General features: G+C 72.8%; 7 protein-coding genes, 1 tRNA gene and 1 other RNA gene. 7 read left to right on the top strand and 2 right to left on the bottom strand.

What is annotated here, in order from left to right; all coding sequences use genetic code 11:
• Positions 1 to 351, top strand: a 351-nt coding sequence (locus QM638_RS09660; RefSeq protein WP_415141756.1) for a type VII secretion protein EccB, incomplete at its 5' end; no start/stop codon positions are given.
• The gene (locus tag QM638_RS09655) at positions 330 to 1,616 is read left to right on the top strand and encodes a S8 family serine peptidase (RefSeq protein ID WP_415141755.1); all 1,287 of its coding nucleotides are present in this window, start codon (positions 330 to 332) and stop codon (positions 1,614 to 1,616) included. The genes QM638_RS09660 and QM638_RS09655, both read left to right, overlap by 22 nt.
• Positions 1,617 to 1,651: 35 nt before the next feature.
• Here QM638_RS09655 and QM638_RS09650 read toward each other — a convergent pair whose 3' ends face one another.
• Positions 1,652 to 2,584, bottom strand: a complete 933-nt coding sequence (locus QM638_RS09650) for a quinone oxidoreductase family protein (protein WP_415141754.1) — start codon at positions 2,582 to 2,584, stop codon at positions 1,652 to 1,654.
• 104 nt (positions 2,585 to 2,688) lie between these two features.
• Here QM638_RS09650 and QM638_RS09645 point away from each other — a divergent pair, with 104 nt between their 5' ends.
• Entirely contained in the window at positions 2,689 to 3,186 is a 498-nt protein-coding gene (locus QM638_RS09645) for a MarR family winged helix-turn-helix transcriptional regulator (RefSeq protein ID WP_415141753.1), read from the top strand.
• 141 nt (positions 3,187 to 3,327) lie between these two features.
• Positions 3,328 to 4,521, top strand: coding sequence for a permease (locus tag QM638_RS09640; RefSeq protein ID WP_415141752.1), 1,194 nt, complete (start codon positions 3,328 to 3,330; stop codon positions 4,519 to 4,521).
• A 65-nt stretch (positions 4,522 to 4,586) separates the two neighbouring features.
• Here the strand turns inward: QM638_RS09640 and QM638_RS09635 are convergent.
• Positions 4,587 to 4,674 (bottom strand) — tRNA-Ser (locus QM638_RS09635).
• Positions 4,675 to 4,809: 135 nt separating this feature from the next.
• On the opposite strand from QM638_RS09635, the gene ffs reads away from it, so the two are divergent.
• The 3 genes from ffs to QM638_RS09620 all read left to right on the top strand — a co-directional run.
• Positions 4,810 to 4,900, top strand: an RNA gene (gene ffs, locus QM638_RS09630) — signal recognition particle sRNA small type.
• Between the two features lie 91 nt (positions 4,901 to 4,991).
• The gene (locus tag QM638_RS09625; protein WP_415141751.1) at positions 4,992 to 6,149 is read left to right on the top strand and encodes a cation:proton antiporter; all 1,158 of its coding nucleotides are present in this window, start codon (positions 4,992 to 4,994) and stop codon (positions 6,147 to 6,149) included.
• 10 nt (positions 6,150 to 6,159) lie between these two features.
• Positions 6,160 to 7,435: DNA polymerase III subunit gamma and tau (locus QM638_RS09620; RefSeq protein ID WP_415141750.1), on the top strand; the 1,276-nt coding region annotated here is incomplete at its 3' end.

Below are 7,435 nucleotides of genomic sequence, written 5' to 3'. Positions count from 1 at the left end.
CGACTCACGCGGCCGGCAAGCGACGCCTCGGACGCCTCGGGCCTGACCCCGCCGCGCAGCGGGCGCGAGGTCCGGGTCCAGCCCGGTTCGGGCGCCTTCGTGTACGTCGGCCGGGGCGGCTCGGCCTCGGGCGCGCCGGCGTACGTCGTCGACTCCCGGGGCACCGCCAACCTGGTCGAGGGTCAGCACACCCTGGCCACCCTGGGGCTCGATGACTACGACGCCCCGGTGATCCCCGACCCGTGGCTCGAGGTCCTCGACCAGGGCACCGCGCTGAGCACGGCGTTGGCGCTCTGCCCGCCGGGCAGCAGCGGAGAGAAGGACGGCTCGTGCGCCACCGCACCGAAGTGAGCCGGGTACGGGTGGCAGTGGCGGCCGGGCTGGCGGCCGGGCTGGCGACGGGGCTGGCGACGGGGCTGGCCGGCGGACTGTCGATCGCGGTGGTCGGCGGTGCGGCACCGGCCGCGGCCGCCGGGGCGAGGCTGATCCCGTGCGACGCCATCCAGACCACCGGCTCCGACCCGGACCTGGGTGCGATCGGGAAGGTGCGGGCCGGCCCCGATCCGGCCGCCGAGCTCGAGGTCGACGCGGCTCGGCGCGCGGTGCGGACGACGGGGCACGAGCCGGGCGCCGGGATCGAGGTCGCGGTGATCGACTCGGGGGTCGAGGGGCGGGCCGCCCGACCGGGCTTCACCGGCCGGCAGCGGTCCGGGGAGTACTTCCACGGCACCGTGGTGGCGAACCTGATCCACGGCATCGCGCCCCGCGCGCGCCTGATCGACCTGCCGGTGTGGGTCCAGCCGGACCCGCGGACCGGCCGGACCGGGTACGTCGACGGGCGTGCGGTGGCCGGGGCGCTGGACGAGCTGCTCGCCCGGCCCGGGCGTCTCGATCGGCTGGTGGTCAACCTGTCGCTCCACCTGCCCGGTTCGGCGGCGCTTCGGCACCGGATCGAGGCGCTGGTGGACCGCGGCGCGATGGTGGTGGCCGCGGCCGGGAACCTCGGTGATCCGGGCACCGACACCGGGACCGCCGCGCAGCCGTCGCCGCCACCCTCCGGTGCGGACTTCGCCGACCGGATCGAGCCGGCGGGCTATCCGGGCACGGTCGCCGTCGGCGTCTCTGCCACCCCCGGCCTCGGTGGCGACGCCACCGAGGCCGTACTGCCCAACTCCGCGACGGACATCGTCGCGCCCACCGCCGGAGCGCGTTCGCGCACGCTGTACGGCGTGCGGTGCGTGATCGAGTCGATGGCCACCTCCTGGTCCACCGCGGAGGTCAGCGGGGTGCTCGCGCTGGTCGCCTCCGCCGATCCGCGCGCCACCGGGCGGGAGGTGATCGACCGGGTGTTGCGCACCGCCGACGGCCGCGCCGAGCAGGGCAGCCGCTACACCGGCGCCGGCGTGGTCTCGGCGTACGACGCCGTCACCCGGCCGTTGGCCTCGAGCGACTCCGGCGACTCCGGCGACTCGGCGCGGGTGGCCCGGGCCCCGCTCGATCCACCGGCCGACGACGTCCTGGCCGGCACCCGCTCACACACCGTGTGGTGGGGGCTCATCGGTGGCGGCGCGCTGCTCCTCGGACTGGTGGTGCGCCCGCTCTTCCGGCGTCGCTGAGCACACGTGCTGAGGCTCGGGCCCCCGCCACGGGCTCAGGGGACGAGGACGATCCGGTCGCGGGAGTCGCCGGCGTCGGCCCAGGCCTCCTCGACGTCGGCGAGCGGCACCGCTCGAGCACGCACGTCGAGCTCCCCGGCGGCGATGGCCGCGACGAGCTGGGGGAGCTCGTCGAGCCAGTCCCGGCCAGGCACCGAGCCGATCCCGCTGCCGACGACCTGCAGGCAGGAGGCCCGCAGTGCCGCGGAGGCGATCGGCGCGGTCGGGCCGGCGACCGACCCGATCTGGATCCAGCTGATCGGCCGACTCCGCTCGGCACGCGCGGTGATCATGTCGACCATCGCGGTCCCGGCCGGCTCACCCCACAGGTAGTCGATGACGACGTCGACGTTCGCCGCATGGCCGAGCTGGTCGAGGGTGACGACCTCGTCGGCGCCCAGGTGCCGCAGCTCCTCGAGTGCGGTGATGTCCCGGCCGGCTCCGATGACCGCGGCGGCGCCGAGCCACTTGGCCACCTGGACGGCCATCCGGCCGGCGTTCCCGGTGGCACCGAGGATCGCGACACTCTGGCCGGGGCGGAAGTCGATGCGGCGACGCAGCGCCACCCACGACGACATGGCCGGATTCATCGCCGCCGCCACCCTCACCGGGTCGACGGCCGCCGGCAACTCGATGCTCCGACCGCGCGGGAGCAGCGTCCGCTCGGCCAGGGTGCCCCTCGTGGTGTCCTCCAGGATCACATAGCGCAGCCGATCGTCGGGGCCGCGCACGACGCCGTCGATGCCGGGGATGAGCGGGAGCTCGTCGGTGCTGGTGTAGTGCGACCCGTCCGCCTGGGAGCGGACCCGAGGGTGCAGGCCGGCGGCGACCACCTCCACCACCTGCTCGTCGTCGCTGCGGGCGTGTGGGTCGGGGAACTCCTGGTAGCGGGGCGGCCCGTCGAAGGCGGTGACGACTGCAGCGTGCATGACGGGACTCCGAAATCGGTGCGAGACCGGTGGAAAATTGGTTGGGATCGCGGACTAGTTGCAGATTAGTTCGTATCACGAATCAAATCAACTAGGGTGGGGTCATGACACATCGACAGTCTCCGACCGGCGTCGCCCAGGCCCGGGCCGGCCTGGACCTCGGCGACATCGCGCCCACGGATGCGCTGGTCCAGATCGCCTTCACCGTCGAAGGCGTGTTGTCCCGGGTCGCCGCGGACAACGACCTGTCGCTGACCCAGATGCGGGTGCTCGGGATCCTGCGGGACCGCACTCCGCGGATGGCGCAGCTCGCCGGCTTCCTCGGCCTGGAGAAGTCGACGATGTCCGGGCTCATCGGTCGTGCCGAGCGCCGGGGCCTGGTGGAGCGGGCCCCGAGCGACGAGGACGCGCGTGCCACCGAGGTCGTCCTCACCGAATCCGGGCGAGAGCTCGCCCGCCGGGTGGAGCGGCAGGTCCACGAGGCGTTGGGGCCGGTGCTCGGCCGACTCGGCGACGCGGACCACGAGGCGCTGGTCCGGGTCACCCGACTGCTGCAGGGTGGAACGGGCCCCGAGCGCGCCTCGGGGAAGGTCTCGGGCTGAACCCGTTCGGGTCGGGCCTGAGCCGTCTCGGGCGGCCGCGATCGACGGACTCGGACGTCACCTGCCGACCCTTTCCGTCCCATATACCCCCCAGGGGTACAGTGGGCGGCCGGGTCGACGACGCCTGTGGGAGGTCACCTCATGTCAGTGATGCACCCGGTGCTCCGCGCCTTGGGCATGGCCGGGTCGATGGCCTGGCAGATCGGCTGGTCCCTGGTGCTGGGCTTCATCCTCTCGGCGGCGGTTCAGGCCGTCGTACGCCGTGAGACGGTCGTCCATGCTCTGGGCGATGACCGTCCGGCCACGCTGGTGCGTGCGACCGGGCTCGGGGCCGCCAGCTCCTCGTGCTCGTACGCCGCGGTCGCGCTGGCCCGCTCACTGTTCCACAAGGGTGCGAGCTTCCCTGCCGCCATCGTCTTCGAGCTGGCCGCGACCAACCTCGTCATCGAGCTCGGCATCATCATGGCCGTGCTGATGGGCTGGCAGTTCACCCTCGCCGAGTTCGTCGGCGGCGGCATCATCATCGTCCTGATGGCGGTCTTCCTGCGCCTCTTCGTCCATCACCGGCTCATCGACGCGGCGCGCGCCCAGGCCGATCTGGGGCTGGCCGGATCGATGGAAGGGCATGCCGCGATGGACATGAGCATCCAGGGCGGGGGCTCGCCCCTGCGGCGGATCCTCAGTCCCGCCGGACTCACCTCGATCGCTCACCTCTACGTCATGGAGTGGGCCGCGGTCATCCGCGATGTTCTCGGCGGCCTGCTCATCGCCGGCGCCGTCGCGGCGTGGGTGCCCGACTCGTTCTGGCAGCGGCTCTTCGCCGCCCACGATCCCACGGTGGCCGCGATCGTCGGTCCGCTGGTCGGACCGCTCATCGCCGTGCTCAGCTTCGTCTGCTCGGTCGGGAACGTACCGCTGGCCACGGTGCTCTACCACGGCGGGATCAGCTTCGGTGGCGTCACATCGTTCATGTTCGCCGACCTGATCATCATCCCGATCCTGCTCATCTATCGGAAGTACTACGGCACCCGGATGACGCTTGTCCTGCTCGGCGGCTTCTACCTCACCATGGTCATCGGCGGCTACCTCGTCGAGGGCATCTTCCACCTCGCCCACCTGGCCCCGGCCAACAGCACGGTGCAGGTCGCCACCCGCGGCGTCACCTGGAACTACACCACCATCTTGGACATCTTCGCTCTGCTCGCCACCGGACTCCTGCTCGTTCGGTTCGTCCGCACCGGCGGCCGGGAGATGCTCGCGATGATGGGCGGAGGCCCGAACGTGGCCGGCCACTCCGGTGGCGAACCCGGCCAGGATCACCGGGCCCGACCCTGAGGACACGACAGGCCGGGCCCCTGATCAGGGGCCCGGCCTGTCGCCGATCCGTGGAGAGACCACACTGGCGGAGGTAGGGGGATTCGAACCCCCGAGGGCGTTAACCCAACCCGCTTTCCAAGCGAGCGCCATAGGCCACTAGGCGATACCTCCGCGGAGGAGGGTACCGGCCGGTGCGGCGGGCGGCGAAATCGTCCGCCGCGATCGCGGTCCGGGGCGGAGACGTCGTACGTCGGCCCGTCGGGCCGCTTTTGCCGGTCCTCGACCGGCTCACCTAGACTCGCTCGCAACCCCCCGTGTGGCGGCATCTCGCCGAACCTCCCCAGGGCCGGAAGGCAGCAAGGATACGTGAGCTCTGTCGGGTGCGCGGGGGGCCTTTGCGTCCACTCGCCGCTCGGTTCACTCGCCCCGCTCGGCCCGGATGAGTCGTCCCACGATGGCCCGGGTGCCGCGCCTCCTACGCTCTGCCCATGACGTTCGCGCAGCTCTCGGTGATCGGGCTGGTGGCGTTGCTCGGCCCGCTGCTCGCCTACCCCGCCCGCTGGCACCTGCCGGTCATCCTGGGCGAGCTCGCCGCCGGCGTGGTGATCGGCCGGACCGGGATCGGCTACCTCGATCCCACCGACCCGACCCTCACCTTCCTGGCCGACATCGGGTTCGCGCTGGTGATGTTCGTGGCCGGCAGCCACGTGCCGGTGCGCGATCCGGAGCTGCGACCCGCGCTGCGCGGCGGGCTGGTCCGCGCCGTCGCGGTGGGTCTCCTCGCCGCACTGGGCGGCTGGCTGATCGCCGCCGTGGCCGGCACTCCGCATGCCGCCCTGTACGGCGTCCTGCTCGCCTCCTCCAGCGCGGCGCTGGTGCTGCCGATGGTCGACTCGTTGCGGCTGAGCGGCCCGTCCATGCTCGGGCTGCTGCCGCAGGTCGCGGTCGCGGATGCCGCCTGCATCGTCGCGCTGCCGCTGGCGATCGATCCCCGGCACGCACTCCGCGCCGCCGGTGGAGCGGCGGCGGTCGTCGGAGCCGCCGTGGTGCTCTTCGTGGTGTTGCGCGCGCTGGAGCGGCGCGGCGTGCAGGCCCGGGTGCACCAGGTCTCCGAGCGGCGGCTCCTCGCCGTCGAGCTGCGGATCCAACTGGTGGTGCTCTTCGCACTGGCCGCACTCGCGGTCCGGACCCATGTCTCGATCATGCTCGCCGGGTTCGCGTTCGGGCTGGCGGTGACCGCGGTCGGGGAGCCGCGGCGGCTCGCCACCCAGCTGTTCGCGCTGACCGAGGGCTTCTTCGGTCCGCTCTTCTTCGTCTGGCTCGGGGCGGAGCTCAACCTGCGAGAGCTCGGTGACCATCCGGGGATGATCGTCCTGGGGGTGGCGCTCGGACTCGGGGCGGCGCTGGTGCACGTGGCCGGTGGTCGCGTGCTCGGCCAGCCGGTGCCGATGGGCCTGCTGGCGGCCGCCCAGCTCGGCGTACCGGTGGCGGCGGCGACGGTGGGTGGCCAGCTCGGGGTGCTGCGTGCCGGTGAGGCGTCGGCCATCATGCTCGGTGCGCTGTCGACCATCGGCCTGGCCGTCCTCGGCGGCGTCGTCGCGGCTCGTGAGCGGCTGCCCGCTGCCGATGTCGGCGGCGATGGATAGGGTCGTGGGTGTGGAAAGCGTTGCAGCACCGGGGCATCTCGCCCTCTACCGCCGCTACCGGCCGGAGACCTTCGCCGAGGTCATCGGCCAGGATCACGTGACCGAGCCGCTGCGCAATGCGCTGGCCAACGACAGGGTCAACCACGCCTACCTCTTCTCCGGGCCGCGCGGCTGCGGCAAGACCACCAGCGCCCGCATCCTCGCTCGTGCGCTCAACTGCGAGCGTGCGCCCATCGCCGACCCGTGCGGGGAGTGCGAGAGCTGTCGCGACCTGGCCCGGGGCGGACCCGGCTCGATCGACGTGATCGAGATCGACGCGGCCTCGCACGGCGGCGTCGACGATGCCCGCGACCTGCGGGAGAAGGCCTACTTCGCACCGGTCAGGAGTCGTTACAAGGTCTACATCATCGACGAGGCCCACATGGTCTCGCCGCAGGGCTTCAACGCGCTGCTCAAGCTGGTCGAGGAGCCACCCGAGCACCTGCGGTTCATCTTCGCCACCACCGAGCCGGACAAGGTCATCGCGACCATCCGCTCGCGCACCCACCACTATCCGTTCCGGCTCTTCCCGCCGAAGCTCGTCGCCGACTACATCGCGACGCTCTGTGAGAAGGAGGGGATCGCGGTCGAGCCGTCCGCGCTGCCGCTGGTGGCCCGTGCCGGCGGTGGGTCGATGCGTGACAGCCTCTCGGTGATGGACCAGCTGCTCGGCGGCGCCGGACCCCAGGGGGTGACCTACGAGCTGACCGCCGCGCTGCTCGGCTACACCCCCGACACCCTGCTCGACGAGGTGGTCGACGCGTTCGCCGCCCACGACGGTGCGGCGGTCTTCGGCGTGGTCGACAAGGTCATCGAGACCGGCCAGGACCCGCGCCGCTTCACCGAGGATCTGCTCCGCCGGCTGCGCGACCTGGTCATCCTGGCCGCCGTACCGGACGCCGCGGCCAGCGGTCTCCTCGACGTCTCCGAGGACGCCGCCGAGCGGCTGTCCGCCCAGGCCGCCAGGTTCGGCGTGCACGAGCTCTCCCGGGCCGCGGACCTGGTGGCCACCGGGCTCACCGAGATGCGCGGTGCCACCGCGCCGCGGCTGCTGCTGGAGCTGGTCTGCGCCCGGGTGCTGCTGCCCGGCGCCGACCATGGCACCGACGGCCTGGCGGCCCGGCTGGATCGCCTGGAGCGACGTATCGACATCAGCGGTACGCCGAGCCCGGCGCCGGTGGCCCCGGCGGTGGCCCCGGCCCAGGACCGGCCGGCGCGGCCGCCGTCGATCGGTGCGCCGCGTGAGG

The sequence above is a fragment of the Nocardioides sp. genome (assembly GCF_047606145.1).
Classification (GTDB): domain Bacteria; phylum Actinomycetota; class Actinomycetes; order Propionibacteriales; family Nocardioidaceae; genus Nocardioides.
This window is presented reverse-complemented; position numbering and strand designations above follow the sequence as displayed.

Coding starts and splice junctions, on each gene's coding strand:
- QM638_RS09650 (WP_415141754.1), bottom strand. CDS start 2,584: ATGCACGCTGCAGTCGTCACCGCCTTCGACGGGCCGCCCCGCTACCAG.
- QM638_RS09645 (WP_415141753.1), top strand. CDS start 2,689: ATGACACATCGACAGTCTCCGACCGGCGTCGCCCAGGCCCGGGCCGGC.
- QM638_RS09640 (WP_415141752.1), top strand. CDS start 3,328: ATGTCAGTGATGCACCCGGTGCTCCGCGCCTTGGGCATGGCCGGGTCG.
- QM638_RS09625 (WP_415141751.1), top strand. CDS start 4,992: ATGACGTTCGCGCAGCTCTCGGTGATCGGGCTGGTGGCGTTGCTCGGC.